14 protein-coding genes are annotated in these 16,141 nt (G+C 68.7%); 12 read left to right on the top strand and 2 right to left on the bottom strand.

Going from position 1 to position 16,141, the window contains the following annotated elements:
• Positions 1 to 27 precede the first annotated feature (27 nt).
• Positions 28 to 483, bottom strand: a complete 456-nt coding sequence (locus FBX97_RS06200; protein WP_141829571.1) for a CBS domain-containing protein — start codon at positions 481 to 483, stop codon at positions 28 to 30.
• A 203-nt stretch (positions 484 to 686) separates the two neighbouring features.
• On the opposite strand from FBX97_RS06200, the gene FBX97_RS06195 reads away from it, so the two are divergent.
• Together FBX97_RS06195 and FBX97_RS06190 are read left to right on the top strand one after the other, a co-directional pair.
• Positions 687 to 1,448 (top strand): alpha/beta fold hydrolase, encoded by a 762-nt coding sequence (locus tag FBX97_RS06195; protein ID WP_255517319.1) that lies wholly within the window; start codon positions 687 to 689, stop codon positions 1,446 to 1,448.
• Between the two features lie 20 nt (positions 1,449 to 1,468).
• Positions 1,469 to 1,777 carry a DUF962 domain-containing protein gene (locus tag FBX97_RS06190; protein WP_141829567.1) on the top strand — a complete coding sequence of 103 codons (309 nt, stop codon included), beginning with the start codon at positions 1,469 to 1,471 and terminating at the stop codon, positions 1,775 to 1,777.
• Here FBX97_RS06190 and FBX97_RS06185 read toward each other — a convergent pair.
• Entirely contained in the window at positions 1,767 to 3,170 is a 1,404-nt protein-coding gene (locus FBX97_RS06185; protein ID WP_255517318.1) for a YihY family inner membrane protein, read from the bottom strand. The two genes, FBX97_RS06190 and FBX97_RS06185, sit on opposite strands and share 11 nt — an antisense overlap.
• A gap of 96 nt (positions 3,171 to 3,266) precedes the next feature.
• Between FBX97_RS06185 and wrbA the strand changes: the two genes are divergently transcribed.
• From wrbA to FBX97_RS06135, 10 genes are all read left to right on the top strand, one after another.
• Positions 3,267 to 3,878 (top strand): NAD(P)H:quinone oxidoreductase, encoded by a 612-nt coding sequence (wrbA, locus tag FBX97_RS06180; protein ID WP_141829565.1) that lies wholly within the window; start codon positions 3,267 to 3,269, stop codon positions 3,876 to 3,878.
• Between the two features lie 2 nt (positions 3,879 to 3,880).
• On the top strand, positions 3,881 to 4,279 hold the full coding sequence (locus FBX97_RS06175; RefSeq protein WP_141829564.1) for a DUF2069 domain-containing protein: 399 nt from the start codon (positions 3,881 to 3,883) through the stop codon (positions 4,277 to 4,279).
• Positions 4,272 to 5,684, top strand: a complete 1,413-nt coding sequence (locus FBX97_RS06170) for an FAD-binding oxidoreductase (RefSeq protein ID WP_141829562.1) — start codon at positions 4,272 to 4,274, stop codon at positions 5,682 to 5,684. The genes FBX97_RS06175 and FBX97_RS06170 overlap by 8 nt, the downstream gene beginning before the upstream one ends.
• An 86-nt stretch (positions 5,685 to 5,770) precedes the next feature.
• On the top strand, positions 5,771 to 6,196 hold the full coding sequence (locus tag FBX97_RS06165) for a DUF4124 domain-containing protein (protein ID WP_370457163.1): 426 nt from the start codon (positions 5,771 to 5,773) through the stop codon (positions 6,194 to 6,196).
• Positions 6,184 to 8,757, top strand: coding sequence for an FtsX-like permease family protein (locus FBX97_RS06160; protein WP_141829558.1), 2,574 nt, complete (start codon positions 6,184 to 6,186; stop codon positions 8,755 to 8,757). The genes FBX97_RS06165 and FBX97_RS06160 overlap by 13 nt, the downstream gene beginning before the upstream one ends.
• A complete protein-coding gene (locus FBX97_RS06155; protein WP_141829556.1) occupies positions 8,757 to 9,824 on the top strand; it encodes a lipocalin-like domain-containing protein in 1,068 nt (355 codons plus the stop codon). Before FBX97_RS06160 ends, FBX97_RS06155 begins: the two co-directional genes overlap by 1 nt.
• A gap of 47 nt (positions 9,825 to 9,871) precedes the next feature.
• Entirely contained in the window at positions 9,872 to 11,728 is a 1,857-nt protein-coding gene (locus tag FBX97_RS06150) for an ABC transporter transmembrane domain-containing protein (protein ID WP_255517316.1), read from the top strand.
• 158 nt (positions 11,729 to 11,886) lie between these two features.
• A complete protein-coding gene (locus FBX97_RS06145; RefSeq protein ID WP_141829555.1) occupies positions 11,887 to 13,911 on the top strand; it encodes a Cache 3/Cache 2 fusion domain-containing protein in 2,025 nt (674 codons plus the stop codon).
• A gap of 203 nt (positions 13,912 to 14,114) precedes the next feature.
• Positions 14,115 to 15,203: a low specificity L-threonine aldolase gene (locus tag FBX97_RS06140; protein WP_141829554.1), complete on the top strand. Its 1,089-nt coding sequence runs from the start codon at positions 14,115 to 14,117 to the stop codon at positions 15,201 to 15,203.
• A gap of 75 nt (positions 15,204 to 15,278) precedes the next feature.
• Positions 15,279 to 16,115: a thymidylate synthase gene (locus FBX97_RS06135; RefSeq protein WP_141829552.1), complete on the top strand. Its 837-nt coding sequence runs from the start codon at positions 15,279 to 15,281 to the stop codon at positions 16,113 to 16,115.
• The last annotated feature ends 26 nt before the right edge of the window (positions 16,116 to 16,141 follow it).

Here is a 16,141-nt window from a genome sequence, read left to right as displayed (position 1 = left end):
CGCCTGCGCGGGGGCAACCTGACGATGTCAGTCTTCCGCGTTCTGCTCCGCCGGCCAGTCGCGGATGTACGCCTTGAGCATGCGGTTCTCGAAACTCTGCGCCTCCAGCACCGCCCGGGCCACGTCGTAGAACGAAATCACGCCCAGCAGCGTGCGGGCACTCATCACCGGCAGGTAGCGCGCATGCTTTTCGAGCATGATGCGGCGCACCTCGTTGACGTCGGTGTCCGGCGTGACCGTGATCGGGCTGTCGTCCATGTGCTTGCGCACGGTGCCGGCGCCGGCGATCGAGCCGCCGTTGGCGTGCACCGCCTTGATCACTTCGCGGAAGGTCAGCATGCCGACCAGATCGCCGTACTCCATCACGACCAGCGAACCGATGTCGTTTTCGGCCATTGTGCTGGACGCCTCGCCCAGGGCCGTGTCCGGAGACACGGTGTACAGGATATCGCCCTTGACTTGCAGGATTTCGGAAACTTTCATGTTGGCCACCCCAGGTTGAGCATCGGACTGCTTGTATGACAGATAAGAGGGACTCTAGCCTATGCTCCCCAAAAAATCCAGTTTTGCGCCCAGCCGTGGAGCACGGCGTCGCAAATTCATGAATTTATGTAAATAAAATACCCGAAGTGCACAATTGCGGTGCTAGGATGCACTGCGTCGACACTCTCCGGATGCGTCCCGCCATGCAGCCTGCCCAGCCCACCATCGTCTTCCTCCACGGCGCCCTGAACGACCACTCGGTGTGGTCGAAGCAGAGCGACGCCCTCGCCGCGCGCGGCTACGCCGTGCTCGCCCCCGACCTGCCCGGCCATGGCGCCGCCAGCCCCGGCCCGGCGCTTGCGAGCGTGGAAGCGATGGCCGACTGGCTGCTGGCGCGCCTGGACGCCGGCGGGATCGGACGCGCGCTGCTGGTCGGGCACAGCATGGGCTCCCTCATCGCGCTGGAAGCGGCGCGCCGGGAACCCGCGCGCTTCGCGGGCCTGGCCCTGCTCGGCACCGCCTGGCCGATGAAGGTGTCGGATGCACTGCTGGCCAGCGCGCTGGAAGACCAGGATGCCGCCATCGGCATGGTGGCGCAGTGGTCGCACATGCCGCTGCCGGCGTCGGACGACCGGGAGGAGGAGCCATCGCTGCAGGAACGCTCGCGCCAGCTGATGGCGCGCATCGCGGCCGAGGGTCCGCCCGGCCTGCTGCATACCGACCTGGCGGCCTGCAAGGCCTATGCCGGCGGCGCCGAGGCGATCGCCGCTTTGGACTGCCCGGTGCTGTTCATCCTCGGCCGCCTCGACAGGATGACGCCGCCGCGCGCCGCCGCGGCGCTGACCGCGGCCGCCCGCCATGGCACGGTCGTCGAGGTGGACGCCGGCCACGCCATGATGGCCGAGCAGCCCGGGGCGGTGCTGGACGCCCTGGCGGCCTTTGCCGCCATTTGCGCACAAGGATGACACGCTCAAGGGAAACTAAGATGGCAGCCGCGCCCTATCACAGCTTCGCCGAGTTCTACCCCTACTACCTGGCCCAGCACGGCCATCGCATCTGCCGGCGCGCCCACTTCGTCGGCACCACCGCGGCGATCGCCTGCCTCGCCGCGGCTGCGCTCGGCCGCAATGCATGGTGGCTGCCGGCGGCGCTGGTGTGCGGCTACGGCGGGGCCTGGATCGGGCACTTCTTCTATGAAAAGAACCGGCCGGCGAGTTTCGGCAATCCGTGGTGGTCGTTCCGGGGGGATTGGCTGATGTATTGGCAGATGGTGACCGGTAAGCTCAGCTGGTAGACGCCACCTGCGCCTCCACCTGCGCAAAGTGCGCCGCCAGCGTCTGCTCCAGCCCCGCCTCCACCGCCGCCTCGACCTGGCGCGCCAGCGCCACCGTATCCATCGACAAGGGCGTCGGGGTCGGCAGTTCGGCGCCGACCGCCAGTGCCGCGCCTGGCACGTTGTCCGCCCCCAGTCCGCCGAACACGAACAGCCGGTAGACGTCGGCCAGCCGGATCAGGGCCGGGTCGACCAGCAGCACCCAGTTGTCGCTGCCCTGGCGCGCGGCCAGGCCCCAGCGCGCCTGCACCGTCTGTTCGGCCTGCACCCGGCCGACCCAGCCGGCCGCCACCATCCGCTCCAGCAGGTCGGTCATTTCGTCGTAGCCGATGCGGGTATGGGCGCGGATCTGGCTGCTGGACACCAGCGCGCTGCCGGTCAGCCTGGCGCCGCCGTGCAGCACCTTCAATACCGCCACCGCATCGACGAAGGCGCCGCCCGGCGCCGGTTCGTACCACCAGCGCTCGTACTTCACCACCGGCAGCGCCGCCGTCAGCAGCGCGCCCACCAGCGTGATCAGCCAGGAAAGGTACAGCCAGACCAGGAACAGCGGCAGCGCCGCCAGCGCGCCGTAGATGATGGCGTAGGTCGGGAACTGGCGGATGAAGATGGCGAACACGCGCTTGGCGATCTCGAAGGCGATCGCCGCCACCAGCCCGCCCCAGACCGCATCGCGCCAGTCGACGTGGCGGTTCGGCACCGTCATGTACAGCATGGCGTAGGCGGCCGTGGTCAGCCCCACCGAGACCAGCGTGTAGAACAGCGCGCCGACGAACGGCAGCGCCGTGCTGATGCTGCCGGTCGCAGTAAACAGCTGCGAGGTGATGGTCAGCGAAATGCCGAAGGCGAGCGGCCCCAGCGTGACCAGCGCCCAGTACACCAGCACCCGCTGCAGCAGCGGGCGCGGCTGGCGCACGCGCCAGATCTGGTTGAGCGCGCGCTCGATCGTGCCGATCATCGCCGCCGAGGTCAGGATCAGGGCCACCGCGCCCACCGCCGACAGCCCGGTGGCCTTGCTGGCGAACTGGGTCAAGTTCGAGATGATCGTGTTGGAGATCGCGCGCGGCATCAGCATCTGCACGAAGTAGCCTTCGAGCGTGCTGCGCAGCTTGCCGAACACCGGGAAGGTCGTGAAGATCGCCAGCACGATGGTGAGCAGCGGCACGATCGCCAGCGTGGTGGTGAAGGTCAGGCTGCCGGCCACCTGCGGCAGGCGCTCCTCGAGCAGGCGGCGCCGCGCGAAGCGGACCAGGTCGAGCGCCTCGGCCCAGGTCAGGCCGCGCACGCGCTCGACGCCGACGTTGAACATCTCGCTGGTACTGCGCGACAGGTGGTTGACGGTTTTCGATAGCATCTTGAAAAAACGCGGCGCGCCGGCGCGCCAAAAATTGTATCCGGGTGGTGCCCGCGCGAGGCATATCGTTTTGTAAAGCGCCCTATAATACCAACGATGAACACAACCAATCCGATTATCCTCGTTTTGTATTATTCGCGGCACGGCAAGACCCGGCGCCTGGCCGAGCTCATCGCCCAGGGCATCGAAAGCGTGCCCGGCATGGAAGCGCGGCTGCGCACGGTGCCGGCGGTGTCGACGGTGGCGGAAGCGACCGAGCCGGACATTCCGAGCGCTGGCGCCCCCTACGTCGAACTCGCCGACCTGGCCGAATGCGCCGGCCTGGCGCTGGGCTCGCCCACGCGCTTCGGCAACATGGCGGCCGCACTCAAGTATTTCCTGGACGGGACCTCGGCGCAATGGCTGTCGGGCACACTGTCCGGCAAGCCGGCGGCGGTGTTCACCTCCACCGGCAGCCTGCACGGCGGCCAGGAAGCGACGCTGCTGTCGATGATGATTCCGCTGCTGCACCACGGCATGATGGTGATGGGCCTGCCCTACACCCAGCCGGAACTGATGACGACCGAGAGCGGGGGCAGTCCCTACGGCGCGACCCACTGGGCCGGCGTGGACAACAAGCGCCCGATCACCGAAGACGAGAAGCGGCTCGCGATCGCGCTCGGCCGGCGCCTGGCCGAAGCGAGCCGCACATTGCAGGGGATGGCATAGTCATGCAAACGCAAAGGGTGTTTCATACGGGCGCGGTGACCAGCCTGGTCATCCTCTGCGTCTGGCTGCTGAGCTGGGAAATCGCGATCGCGCCGCTGCACCCGGGCGGCTCGCTGCTGGCGCTCAAGGCGCTGCCGCTGCTGTTGCCGCTGCGCGGCGTCATCAAGCGCGACCTGTACACGCTGCAATGGTCGTCGATGGTGATCCTGATCTATTTCGTCGAAGGCGTGGTGCGGGCGTGGAGCGACAAGACCGAACTCTCGCGCGTCATGGCCCTGGGCGAGGCGCTGCTGGTGTGCGCGTATTTCGTGTTCGCCCTGCTCTACCTGCGGCCCTACAAGAAGCAGGCCCAGAAGCTGGCCAAGGAATTGCTGGACAAGGTCAAAGTGCCGCATGACTGACGCCGGCTTTCTCGACGGCTGCCGCGCCATCGCCGGCGCCGCCCACGTGCTCACCGAAGCGCACGACACGGCGCCCTACCTGACCGACTGGCGCGGCCGTTTCACCGGCCGCGCGCGCGCCGTCGTCGCCCCCGGCTCGACCGCTGAGGTAGCGGCGCTGGTGCGCCTGTGCGCTGCGCACCGGGTGCCGGTGGTGCCCCAGGGCGGGCGCACCGGGCTGGTGCTGGGCAGCGTGCCGGACGCATCCGGCGATGCCGTGGTGCTGTCGCTGCGGCGCCTGAACCGGGTGCGCGCGGTCGACACCTTCAACCGTACCCTGACCGTCGATGCCGGCTGCATCCTGGCCGACGTCCAGGCCGCGGCCGAGGCGCAGGGCATGCTGTTCCCGCTGTCGCTGGCGGCCGAGGGCAGCTGCACCATCGGCGGCAACCTGGCGACGAATGCCGGCGGCACCGGGGTACTGCGCTACGGCAACACGCGCGAACTGTGCCTGGGCCTGGAAGTCGTCACCGCCGCGGGCGAGGTCTGGGATGGCTTGCGCGGCCTGCGCAAGGACAATACCGGCTACGACCTGCGCGACCTGTACATCGGCGCCGAGGGTACCCTCGGCATCATCACCGGCGCCGTACTGAAACTGTTCCCGCAGCCGAAGGCGGCGATCACCGCGCTGGTCGGCCTGTGCAGCCCCGGCGACGCGCTGAAGCTGCTGAAACTGCTCGAGGCCGAATGCGGGCCGACCCTCACCGGCTTCGAGCTGATGAGCGACGTCTGCCTGCGCCTGGTGGCCAGCCATTTCCCCAGCCTGTCGCGCCCCTTCCCCGGCCATTATCCGCAGTACGCGCTGCTGGAACTGTCGAGCCACGAATCCGAGCAGCACGGCGTGGCGCTGCTGGAAGGCGCGATCGAGCAGGCGCTCGAAACCGGCATCGTCCAGGACGCGGTGGTCGCCACCTCGATCGCCCAGTCGCGCGCGCTGTGGGCGATCCGCGAGCACATCCCGCTGGCCCAGGCCGCGGCCGGCAAGAACATCAAGCACGACATCTCGCTGCCGATCTCGCGCATCGCCGATTTCATCGAGGCCACCGACGCCCGCCTGCAGGCCGAGTTTCCGGGCGTGCAGGTGGTGTGCTTCGGCCACCTCGGCGACGGCAACCTGCACTACAACATCGCCCCGCCCGAAGGCATCGCGCACGAGGATTTCCTGGCCGAACAGCTGCCGGTCAACCGCATCGTGCACGACAGCGTGGCCGCGTTCGGCGGCTCGATCTCGGCCGAGCACGGCGTCGGCGCCCTCAAGCGCGACGAGCTACCACGCTACAAGTCCGCCGTCGAGCTGAACCTGATGCGTGCGCTCAAGGCCGCGCTCGACCCGCTTGGCATCATGAACCCCGGCAAAATTCTTTGACGGGACTTACCATGATCCGCTTGTTTCTCTCAGTTAGTTTCTCAGTTACTTTATTAGTGGCGTTACCCGTGCCGTGGAGGATGGCTGTGGCGCAAGGCGTCTATAAATGCAATGCCGGCGGCAAGATCAGCTACGCCGACCGGCCCTGCGCCGAAGGACAGTCGACGCGCCTGCCGCCGCCCGCAGCCGGGGTGACGCCGCCGGAAGCGAGCGCGGTTGCCACGCGCGATGCGCGCACGCTGGTCGAATTCGAAAAACTGCGCCTGGCGCGTGAAGACAAGATAGCCCGGGAAAAAGCCCGCGAGCAAAACCGCGAAGAGGCGCGCGCCGAACGGGGCCGCCAGCAGCGCGCCCGCGCCGCGCTGGCGCACCGCAAGACCTGCGACAAGCTGCGCCTGCGCCGCAAGTGGGCCGACGAAGATGCCGCGCGCGCCGGCGGCAAGGCCCACGATGCCGCCCGCCGCAAGGCCAGGCGCCAGGCAGAAGCATTGGCGGTGGAATGCCCGGCCTGAACCGTCCCGTCTCCAGCTCCCTGCAGCGCTGGCTGCTGTTCGGCGAATGGCGCGCCCATCCGGTGCGCGCACTGCTGGCCATCGTCGCGATCGCCGTCGGCGTCGCGATGGGCTTCGCCATCCACTTGATCAATGCCGCCGCCTTCAACGAATTCTCGGCCGCGATCCAGAGCATCGCCGGCCAGGCCGACGTCCAGGTGTTCGGGCGCGAACCCAGCATCGACGAAGCGGTGTATCCGCGCCTGGCCCGGCACGAGGGCGTGGCGCTGGCCTCGCCGGTCCTCGAAATCGACGCCGCCCTGCCCGGCGTGAAGGGCGCGCTGAAGATCGTCGGCCTCGATCCGCTGCGCGCCGGCTTCATTTCGCCCGACCTCACCGGGGTGCCGGCGAAGGACCGTCCTGCCGACCTCCTGGCCGACGACGCCCTGTTCCTGTCGCCGGCGGCCCAGGAATGGCTCGGCAAGCGCCAGGGCGATCTGCTGCCGCTGCGCGCCGGTACCCGCGACTTCACGCTGCGCGTGGCCGGGCCGGTGCTGCGCGCGCGCAGCGGCCAGCGCATTGCCGTGATGGACATCGGCGCCGCCCAGTGGCGCTTCGGCCAGCTCGGGCGCCTGACCCGGGTCGACCTCAAGCTGCGCGACGGCGTCGACCGTGCCGCCTTCGAGCGCGCGTTGGCAGCCGAGCTGGAGCGCGACTTTCCGGGCCGCTTCCGGGTCGCCCGCCCCAACGACGCCGACCAGGAGAGCCGCAACAATAACCTCAGCCGCGCCTACCGCGTGAACCTGACCGTACTGGCGCTGGTGGCGCTGTTCACCGGCGCCTTTCTGGTGTTCTCGACCCAGGCGCTGTCGGTGCTGCGGCGGCGCAGTCAGTTCGCGCTGCTGCGCGTGCTGGGGCTGGAGCGGCGCGCGCTGCTGCGCCAGGTGCTGCTGGAAGGCGCCAGCCTGGGCGTGATCGGCGCCGCGCTCGGCATCCTGGGCGGCTACGCGCTGGCCGCCGCCGCGCTGCATTTCTTTGGCGGCGACCTCGGCGCCGGCTACTTCCCGGGCGTGAAGCCGCAGGTGCGCTTTACCCCGGTGGCGGCGCTGGTGTTCTTCGCGCTCGGCCTGGGCGTGTCCCTGCTCGGCTGCGCGGCGCCGGCCTGGGAAGCGGCGCGTGCGCGGCCGGCGATCGCGCTCAAGTCCGGCAACGACGAGACCGCGCTGGAGCGCCTGGCGCGCATCTGGCCGTCGCTCGTCTGCCTGGTGCTGGCGGGCGCCTTCGCCTTCGCGCCGCCGGTGCTGGAACTGCCGCTGTTCGGCTATTTTTCGGTGGCGCTGCTGCTGATCGGCGGCATCGGCCTGATGCCGCGCCTGGCGGCCACCGTGTTCCGCATGCTGAACCGCGCCGCCATGCGGCGCGGCCAGTCCGGCGCAAGCTCGCCGGTCCTGTCCCTGACCCTGGCGCGCCTGGCCAACGCCCCCGGCCAGGCCTCGATCGCCCTGGGCGGGGTGCTGGCCAGCTTCAGCCTGATGGTGGCGATGGGGATCATGGTGGCCAGCTTCCGGGTGTCGGTCGACGATTGGATCCAGCACATCCTGCCGGCCGATTTGTACGTGCGTACCGCCACCGGCGGCAGTACAGGCGCCTTCGGTCCGGGCGAGCAGGCGGCGCTGGCACAAACGCCCGGCGTGGCGCGCGCGGCTTTCCTGCGCACGCGGCCGCTGTCGCTGGACCCGGCGCGGCCCGACATCACGCTGATCGCACGCGACATCGACGCCGCCGACCCGGGCCGCCTGCTGGTGCTGGTCGGACGGGGCGCGCCGCTGCCGGCCGGCGCGCGGCCAGTGTGGATATCGGAAGCGATGAGCGACTTGTACCGGCTGCGGCCCGGCCAGGCGCTGCAGCTGCCGCTGGGCGGGCGCGCACAAGCCTTCTTCATTGCCGGCATCTGGCGCGACTACGCCAACCAGTCCGGCTCCGCCATCGTGCGCCTGTCCGACTACCGCGCCCTCACCGGCGATACCAGCGTCACCGATGCCGCACTGTGGGCGGCCGAGGGCGTGCCGGTCGAGCGCATCGAGAACGCGCTGCGCACCCTGCCCTTCGGCGCCGCCCTGACGCTGGCGCGCCCGGGTGACATCCGCAGCGCCAGCCTGCGCATCTTCGACCGCAGCTTCGCCGTCACCTATCTGCTGGAAGCGATCGCGATCGCCATCGGCATGTCCGGCGTAGCCGCCACCTTTTCGGCGCAGACGCTGGCACGCGCCAAGGAATTCGGCATGCTGCGCCACGTCGGCGTGACGCGGCGCCAGATCCTCGGCATCCTCGCCATCGAAGGCGGCGCCCTGACCGCGCTCGGCGTCGCCACCGGTTTCGCGCTCGGGCTCCTGATCAGCCTGATCCTGGTGTACGTGGTCAATCCGCAGTCCTTCCACTGGACCATGCAGCTGCACCTGCCGTGGATGCTGCTGGGGTCGGTGGCGGCAGCGCTGCTGGCGGCGTCGATGGCGACGGCGCTGGTATCGGGACGCCATGCGCTCTCCGGCGGGCCGGTGCGCGCGGTAAGGGAGGATTGGTGATGCGCCTGCTCTGGTTGCTATGGCTGCTCCTGGCCGCAGGGATTGCGCAAGCCGCGCCGCCGGCCTACGACCCGGTCACGCCCGGCCACGCACTGCAGTTCCCGCGTGACTTCGGCGCCCACCCCGGCCATCGCACCGAATGGTGGTACGTCACCGGCTGGCTGGAGACCCCGGAGCGCAAGCCGCTCGGCTTCCAGGTCACCTTCTTCCGCAGCCGCACGAGCACCGATCCGGCCAACCCGAGCGCCTTCGCGCCCAAGCAGCTGATCATCGGCCACGCGGCGCTGTCCGACCCCGCGCTCGGCCACCTGGTGCACGACCAGCGCAGCGCGCGCGAAGGCTTCGGCCTGGCGTATGCGAAGACCGGCACCACCGACGTCAGGCTCGACGACTGGCACATGCGGCGCCTCCCGGACGGGCGCTACGACGTCGTGGTGCGTTCCGGCGAACTGACCTTGACGCTGCGCCTGGCGCCGACCCAGCCGCTGCTGCTGCAGGGCGAAAACGGTTTTTCGCGCAAGGGCAAGGACCCATCGCACGCCAGTTATTATTACAGCGAGCCGCAGCTGAAGGTCGAAGGCCAGGTGGCGCGAGCCGGAAAAACCACTGCCGTGACAGGCACGGCGTGGCTCGATCACGAGTGGTCGAGCCAGGTACTGGACCCCGGCGCCACCGGCTGGGACTGGACCGGCGTCAACCTCGACGACGGCGGCGCCCTGATGGCCTTCCGCATCCGCAGCGCCGGCGGTGCTACACTCTGGGCCCACGCCGCCGTGCGCGACGGCGCCGGCCGGGTCACCCAGTACGGCCCGGGCCAGGTCAGCTTCACGCCGCAGCAGCACTGGAAGTCGCCGCGCACCGGCGCCAGCTACCCGGTCGGCACCCTGGTCACGACCGGGGCCACCACATGGCGCCTGCTGCCGCTGCAGCCGGACCAGGAACTCGATTCGCGCCGCTCGACCGGTGCCGTCTACTGGGAAGGTGCGGTGCGCGTCGAGCGCGACGGCCGCCCGGCCGGGCGCGGCTACCTGGAGCTGACCGGCTACGTCGACGCCATGGCGCTGTAGCCACCCTGTATTTCCCTGTGTTTCCCCTGTATTTGCAAGAACAAGAAATGAACGACATGAACAAGCGTGCCACCGACCGACAAACCAGCGATGCCGCTAGCGGCGCAGCGCCCTTGAAAGGCAGGAGCGCGCTCGCCACCCTGAGCGGCCTGCTGCCCTTCCTGCGGCCCTACCGCCGCCAGTTCGTGCTGGCCGGGATCGCGCTGCTGGTCGCTGCCGGCGCCACGCTGGCGATTCCGTACGCCTTTAAGCAGATGATCGACCACGGCTTCGGCGCCGCGGGTGCCGGTGCCGCCGGCGGCTCGATCCAGAACGTCAACGCCACCTTCCTGGCGCTGTTCGGCGTGGCTGCCGTGCTGGCCGTGGCCACCGCGGCGCGCTTCTACACCGTGTCCTGGCTCGGCGAGCGCGTCACCGCCGACATCCGCGAAGCGGTCTACCGCCACGTGGTCGAGCAGAGTCCCGAGTTCTACGAAACCACCCGCACCGGCGAAGTGCTGTCGCGCCTGACCACCGACACCACGCTGATCCAGGCCGTGGTCGGCACCAGCATCTCGCTGGCGCTGCGCAACACGCTGCTGTTCGTCGGCGGCCTGGCGATGCTGTTCGTGACCAGCGTGAAGCTGACCTCGATCATCCTCGGCTTGCTGGTGCTGGTGGTGGTGCCGATCGTGCTGTTCGGACGGCGCGTGCGCAAGCTGTCGCGCGACTCGCAGGACCGCATCGCCGACGCCTCGGCGATGGCCGGCGAGATCCTCAACGCGATGCCGACGGTGCAGGCCTTTACCCACGAACAGATCGAGGCGCGCCGCTTCGGCGCCTCGGTCGAAGGCGCGTTCGGCACCGCGATGCGCCGCATCCGCGCGCGTTCGCTGCTGACCATGGTGGCCATCGTCCTGGTGTTCGGCGCCATCGTGTTCGTGCTGTGGCTGGGTGCGCACGCGGTGCTGGCCGGGACCATGACCGGGGGCGACCTCGGCCAGTTCATCCTGTACGCCTCGATCGTCTCGGGTGCGATCGGCGCCCTGTCGGAAGTGATGGGCGAAGCCCAGCGCGCGGCCGGCGCCACCGAGCGCCTGATGGAACTGCTGGCGGTGCGCTCGCCGATCCGCAATCCGGCGCAGCCCAAACCGCTCCCGCTGCGCCATGCCGGCGGCGCCGCCCTGCGCCTGGCGGACGTCGGCTTCAATTACCCGTCGCGTCCCGAGTCGGCCGCGCTGTCGCACCTGAACCTGGATATCCGTCCCGGTGAGACGGTGGCCATCGTCGGCCCGTCCGGCGCCGGCAAGACCACCCTGTTCCAGCTGCTGCTGCGCTTCTACGATCCGCAGTCGGGCGCCGTGCTGCTCGACGGCGTCGACATCCGCGACCTCGACCTGCACCTGCTCCGCGGCGCGATCGGCATCGTGCCCCAGGATACGGTGATCTTTTCCAGCAGCGCCATGGAAAACATCCGCTACGGCCGTGCCGGCGCCAGCGATGCCGAAGTGATCGCGGCGGCCAGGCTGGCCGCCGCCCACGAATTCATCGAGCGCCTGCCGGAAGGCTATGCGTCCTTCCTGGGCGAGCGCGGCGTGCGCCTCTCGGGCGGCCAGCGCCAGCGCATCGCCATCGCCCGCGCGCTGCTGAAGAACCCGCCGCTGCTGCTGCTCGACGAAGCCACCAGCGCCCTCGATGCCGAGTCGGAGCGCCTGGTGCAGCGCGCCCTGGAAGCGGCGATGGTGGGACGCACCACCCTGATCATCGCGCACCGCCTGGCCACCGTGCAGCGCGCCGACCGCATCATCGTCATGGAAGATGGGCGCATCGTAGAAACCGGGACCCATGCCTCGCTGGTCGCGCTCGGTGGAATCTATGCCAACCTGGCCGCGCTGCAGTTCCATCAGGTGCAGGTCGAGCACTGAGCGCGCGGCGTTGTCGCAGATGCCACATGGCAAGTCGCAAAATATGCGACACGCTGTTGCGTGGATGCCGCTAAACCGGTAAATCCGGTTAAAGTGTTAGTTTCCTCGAGGATACTTAGCGTAACATAGCGAAATTATCCACGCACTCCCGCTCTCCCATGCAAAGCAAATCGTTCGGTTTCAAGGACTGGAGCGTCGGTACCAAGCTCACCGCGTTCACCTTCGCCCTCGTCAGCCTGATCCTGCTCGGCCTGGTCGTCACCGTCAGCTTTACCACTTCGTCGATGCTGCGCAAGCGCGCCGTCGAGAACATGAACTCCGAACTGCACGGCGTCGTCAACACCGTCGAGCTGTTCAACCAGGCGATGTCCAGCCAGGCGGCCAGCTACGGCCGCATCTTCGCCACCGTTCTGGACGGCGAATTCAGCCTCGACCCGCAAGCCACCGTCAAGGTCGGCGAGCTGGACGTGCCGACCCTGCTCCTGGGCGGCAAGCCGCTCAACCTCGACTTCACGGCACCCGACCGCTTCACGCGCCAGACCGGCGGCAACGCCACCATCTTCGTCGCCTCGGGCGACGATTTCGTGCGCATCAGTACCTCGGTGAAAAAGGAAAACGGCGAGCGCGCCGTCGGCACCGCGCTCGACCGCAGCGGCGCCGCCTACGCCGCCCTGAAACAGGGCAAACCGTATGTCGGCATGGCCAAGCTGTTCGGCAAGCAGTTCATGACCGACTACGAACCGATCCGCGACGCCACCGGCAAGGTGATCGGCATCCTGTACGTCGGCGTCGACGTCGACCGCGACATCACCGCGCTGAAGAACAAGATCCGCGCCATGAAGGTCGGCGAGACCGGCTACTACTATGTGCTGAACGCCGCGCCGGGCAAGACGGCCGGCGACGCCATCGTGCACCCGACCCGTGAAGGCCAGAATATCAGCGACAGCCGCGATCCCAGCGGCCGCGCCTTCATCAAGGAGATGCTGGAACAGAAGGAAGGCACGATCGAGTACCCGTGGCAGAACGCGGAAAAAGGCGAGACCGCGCCGCGCCTGAAGGTCACCGCCTACACGGTCTTCAAGGACTGGAACTGGCTGATCGCCGGCGGCACCTACGAAGACGAGATCACCCGCGAATCGATCCAGCTGCGCAACCGCAACATAGGTATCGGGCTGGCGGCGCTGGCGGTGTTCGCCTTCCTGCTCGCGGCCCTGATCAAGCGCACGGTGACGCGGCCGCTGAAGGAAGCCCGCGATGCCGCCGTGCGCATCGCCGCCGGCGACCTGAGCACCCACGTCGACGTACGCAGCCGCGACGAGATCGGCCTGATGCTCGACGCCATGAACGACATCAGCAGCGGCCTGTCGACGGTGGTGGGCCAGGTGCGCCAGGGCGCCGAGCAGATCGCCAACGCCTCGACCGAGATCTCGAGCGGCAACCTGGACCTGTGCCAGCGCACCGAAGAACAGGCCGTGAGCCTGGCCTCCACCGCCAACTCGATGAAGGACCTGACCGAGACCGTGCGCCGCAATGCCGGCGACGCCAGCCAGGCCAACCAGCTGGCACTGAACACATCGATGGTGGCCCAGGAAGGCGGCCGCATGGTGCGCCAGGTGATCGACACCATGGACACCATCAAGCAATCCTCGGGCAAGATCAGCGACATCATCGGCGTCATCGACGGCATCGCCTTCCAGACCAATATCCTGGCGCTGAACGCCGCCGTGGAAGCAGCGCGCGCCGGCGAGCAGGGACGCGGCTTCGCCGTGGTCGCCACCGAAGTGCGCAGCCTGGCCCAGCGCAGCGCCGCCGCGGCCAAGGAGATCAAGTCCCTGATCGAAGCCTCGGCCCACGAAGTCGACGCCGGCAGCCGCCTGGTGCAGGAAGCCGGCAGCACCATGAACGACGTGCTGGCCAGTACCGAGCAGGTAACCGCCATCATGACCCGCATCAGCACCGCCAGCAGTGCGCAAAGCAGCGGCATCGAAGCCGTCAACCGCTCGATCGGCGAGATGGACGAAGTGACGCAGCAGAATGCGGCGCTGGTCGAGCAGGCCAGTGCGGCGGCGCAGGCGATGCAGGAGCAGGCCGACCAGCTGGCGCGGGCGGTGCGCCTGTTCAAGCTGGACCAAGCGGTTGCCCTGGAAAACGCGAGTGCGCGCCCGCAGCTCACGCACTACTAAGTAATAACATCCGCACGTCGCCCCCGCGCAGGCGGGGCCCAAGTTGCACGCACTGTCGAGATGCTGGCAAAACTTGGGCCCCGCCTGCGCGGGGGCGACGCTATTTGGGCTTGGGGCATCCACGAACTTGCCCGGTCTTCCCCCGCTCCCTCCCTTCGGTGTACAGTGTGGCCCACCCTCGCGCCCACCCACCGGAGCCCCCTTTGCCAGACACCGACCTGCTCGCCCGCTGCAGCACCATCCTCCCCGGCCACCGCGCCCGCACGCCCGCCGAACTGTATGCCGCCATGGGCGCCTGGTGCGAGGCCAATGGCGTGCGCCATGACGTCTATGGCGAGGGCGCCCTGATCCAGGACTTCGAGCGCAAGGTCGCCGGACTGCTCGGCTTCGAGGCCGCCGTGTTCTGCATCAGCGGCACCATGACCCAGGTGACGGCGCTGCGCCTGGCCTCGATGGACCGCCGCCGGGCGCCGGTGGCCTTGCATCCGACCTCGCACATCTTCGTGCACGAGCGTGGCAACCACCAGTTGCTGGGCCACTTCGATGCGCTGCAGATCGGCGACCGCAACCGGCCCTGGCAGGCAGCCGACATCGTGAACGTGCCGGACCGCCTGGCCGCCGTCGGCCTCGAGATCCCGATGCGCGAGATCGGCGGCCAGCTCTCAAGCTGGGACGAACTGCAGGCGATCAAGGCACACTGCAAGGCCAGGGACATCCACCTGCACATGGACGGTGCCCGCCTGTGGGAAGCGGCCGCCGGCTACGGACGCCCGGTGAACGACATCGCGGCCGGCTTCGACTCGGTCTACGTCTCGCTGTACAAGGGCATTGGCGGCCTCGGTGGCGCCATGCTGGCCGGCAGCCGCGACTTCGTGGCGCGTGCCGCCGAATGGTTCCGGCGCCAGGGCGGTAACGTCATCCACCGCTCCCCGTACATCGTGGCGGCGGCGATGCAGTTCGACGAGCGCCTCGCCGCCATGCCCGATTACTTCCGCCGCACCGAGTTCCTGTACGAGGTGCTGTGCGCTTACCCGGTGCTGCAGGTGAACCCGGCGCGGCCCCAGGCCAACATGCTGCACATCCACCTGCCGGTGGACCCGGAGCGCGCGCTGGCCATCCGCCAGGAGCTGGCCGCGGAGCACGGCATCTGGATCTTCAACCGCATCAACCACGGCGTGCTGCCCGGGTCCAGCTACTTCGAGCTGTACGTGGGCGACAACCTGCTGGCCGCCGGCGACGCCCGGGTGCGCGAGGCGGTGGCGCTGCTGGCGGCTGCGGTGTCGCGGTCCTGAAGCGGCAGCGGCGTAAAGACGGCGGCCAGGTCCGCCGTCAGGTATCATATGCGCGCATCATTTGAAGGAGCGTGCATGGACCAACAATACCTCGGCCTACTCCGGGACATTCTCGACAACGGCGTACAAAAAGGCGACCGCACCGGCACCGGCACGATCTCGGTGTTCGGGCGCATGGTGCGCCACGACCTGTCCGCCGGCTTCCCGCTGCTGACCACCAAGAAGCTGCACATCCGCTCCATCCTGCACGAGCTGCTGTGGTTCCTGCAGGGCGAGACCAATATCCGCTACCTGCACGACAACGGCGTGACCATCTGGGACGAATGGGCGACGCCGGAAGGCGAACTCGGCCCGGTCTACGGCGCCCAGTGGCGCCGCTGGGAAGGCCGCGACGGCCAGACGTTCGACCAGGTCGGCGCCCTGATCGAAGGCTTGCGCAAGAACCCGAACAGCCGCCGCCACATCATCAACGCCTGGAACGTCGGCGTGCTGCCCGACGAGCGCATGAAGCCGCACGACAATGCCGCCGCCGGGCGCATGGCGCTGCCGCCCTGCCACGTCATGTACCAGTTCTACGTCGCCAACGGCAAACTGAGCTGCATGCTGACGCAGCGCTCGGGCGACTGCTTCATCGGCGTGCCCTACAACACCGCCAGCCTGGCCTTCCTGACCCACATGGTGGCCCAGCAGTGCGACCTGGAACCGGGCGAGATCGTGCATTCCTTCGGCGACCTGCACCTGTATTCGAACCACCTGGAGCAGGCCCGCCTGCAGCTCGAGCGCGAACCGCGTCCACTGCCGCAGCTGATCATCAAGCGCAAGCCGGATTCGATCTTCGACTACCGCTTCGACGATTTCGAGATCGCCGGCTACGACCCGCATCCGCACATCGCGGCACCGATCGCGATCTGAGGCCGCCCGGCTTGCTAAGTATGCGC

The organism is Herbaspirillum sp. SJZ107 (genome assembly GCF_006715485.1).
Taxonomy (GTDB): Bacteria; Pseudomonadota; Gammaproteobacteria; order Burkholderiales; family Burkholderiaceae_D; genus Telluria.
Note: the sequence above shows the minus strand (reverse complement) of the source record. Positions and strands in the feature narration are given on the sequence as shown.

Excerpts from the sequence above, each read along its gene's own strand:
- FBX97_RS06170 (WP_141829562.1), top strand. The coding sequence starts at position 4,272 with ATGACTGACGCCGGCTTTCTCGACGGCTGCCGCGCCATCGCCGGCGCC.
- FBX97_RS06135 (WP_141829552.1), top strand. The coding sequence starts at position 15,279 with ATGGACCAACAATACCTCGGCCTACTCCGGGACATTCTCGACAACGGC.
- FBX97_RS06175 (WP_141829564.1), top strand. The coding sequence starts at position 3,881 with ATGCAAACGCAAAGGGTGTTTCATACGGGCGCGGTGACCAGCCTGGTC.
- FBX97_RS06200 (WP_141829571.1), bottom strand. The coding sequence starts at position 483 with ATGAAAGTTTCCGAAATCCTGCAAGTCAAGGGCGATATCCTGTACACC.
- FBX97_RS06155 (WP_141829556.1), top strand. The coding sequence starts at position 8,757 with ATGCGCCTGCTCTGGTTGCTATGGCTGCTCCTGGCCGCAGGGATTGCG.
- FBX97_RS06160 (WP_141829558.1), top strand. The coding sequence starts at position 6,184 with ATGCCCGGCCTGAACCGTCCCGTCTCCAGCTCCCTGCAGCGCTGGCTG.
- FBX97_RS06150 (WP_255517316.1), top strand. The coding sequence starts at position 9,872 with ATGAACGACATGAACAAGCGTGCCACCGACCGACAAACCAGCGATGCC.
- wrbA (WP_141829565.1), top strand. The coding sequence starts at position 3,267 with ATGAACACAACCAATCCGATTATCCTCGTTTTGTATTATTCGCGGCAC.
- FBX97_RS06185 (WP_255517318.1), bottom strand. The coding sequence starts at position 3,170 with ATGCTATCGAAAACCGTCAACCACCTGTCGCGCAGTACCAGCGAGATG.
- FBX97_RS06190 (WP_141829567.1), top strand. The coding sequence starts at position 1,469 with ATGGCAGCCGCGCCCTATCACAGCTTCGCCGAGTTCTACCCCTACTAC.
- FBX97_RS06195 (WP_255517319.1), top strand. The coding sequence starts at position 687 with ATGCAGCCTGCCCAGCCCACCATCGTCTTCCTCCACGGCGCCCTGAAC.
- FBX97_RS06145 (WP_141829555.1), top strand. The coding sequence starts at position 11,887 with ATGCAAAGCAAATCGTTCGGTTTCAAGGACTGGAGCGTCGGTACCAAG.